At 70.3% G+C, this 1,002-nt stretch carries 1 protein-coding gene; it reads right to left on the reverse strand.

What is annotated here, in order from left to right; all coding sequences use genetic code 11:
• The coding region (locus J2Y70_RS22245; RefSeq protein WP_309922737.1) for an AMP-binding protein at positions 1-1,002 on the reverse strand (1,002 nt) is incomplete at both ends.

Raw genomic sequence — 1,002 nt, forward strand, 5'->3', positions numbered from 1 at the left:
GGCAGCATGAACCCCGGCAGCTGACGCCGCAGGTGCTCGCGTGCCTGCGCCTCGAGCGTCGCCTCCGCCACGCCCTGCCCTGGCAGGTAGTGCACGAAGGCCACCAGCCGCTGCCCCTGCGCATCGTCGAGCTTGAGCACCGCGCTGGCCTTGACCACGCCGCTGGCCGCCAGCGCCGCCTCGATCTCGCCCAGTTCGATCCGGAAGCCGTTGAGCTTGACCTGCTGGTCCAGCCGGCCGATGAACTCGAGCACGCCATGCTCATTCCAGCGCACCAGGTCGCCGGTCCGGTACAGGCGGGGCAACGCCGCCCCGATGCTGGCGCCGGGCACGAACTTCTCCGCCGTCAGCTCCGGGCGCTGCCAGTAGCCGCGCGCCAGCCCGGTCCCGCCCAGATACAGCTCGCCGGCCGCGCCGCGCGGGGCGATCTGGCCCTGGCGATCGACCACGAACGCCTGGCAGCCGCGGATCGGGACGCCGATGTCCGGCGCCCGCGCGGACTGCCGCGGGCAGCGCGCATAGGTCGAGTAGGTGGTGTCTTCCGACGGGCCATACAGGTTGTAGACGGCCTGCACGCCGGTCTGCGCATAGACCTGCTCGACCACTTGGGCCAGCAACGCCTCGCCGGCCAGGTTGACCACCTGGACCGATGCGGGCACCGAGCCGGCATCGAGCAGTTGCACGATCGCCGAGGGCACGGTGTTGATCAACGTGACCCCGCCGTCGCGTACCTGCGCCGACTGGTGCAGGTCCAGGATATGTCCGACCAGCAGGCAGCAGCCGCCGCAGGTCAGCGGCGCGAACATCTCGAACACCGACAGGTCGAAGCAGATCGAGGTCGCGCCCAGGACCACGGCGAGTTGCTCGGCGGTGTAGGTCTCGTGGGCCCAGGCCAGCATCTCGGCGGCATTGCGGTGTTCGATCATCACCCCCTTGGGGCGGCCGGTGGTGCCGGAGGTGTAGATCAGGTAGGCCAGGCTGGAGGGGGCAATGGCCAATGCC

Source organism: Xanthomonas sp. 1678, from assembly GCF_031455575.1.
GTDB lineage: Bacteria > Pseudomonadota > Gammaproteobacteria > Xanthomonadales > Xanthomonadaceae > Xanthomonas_A.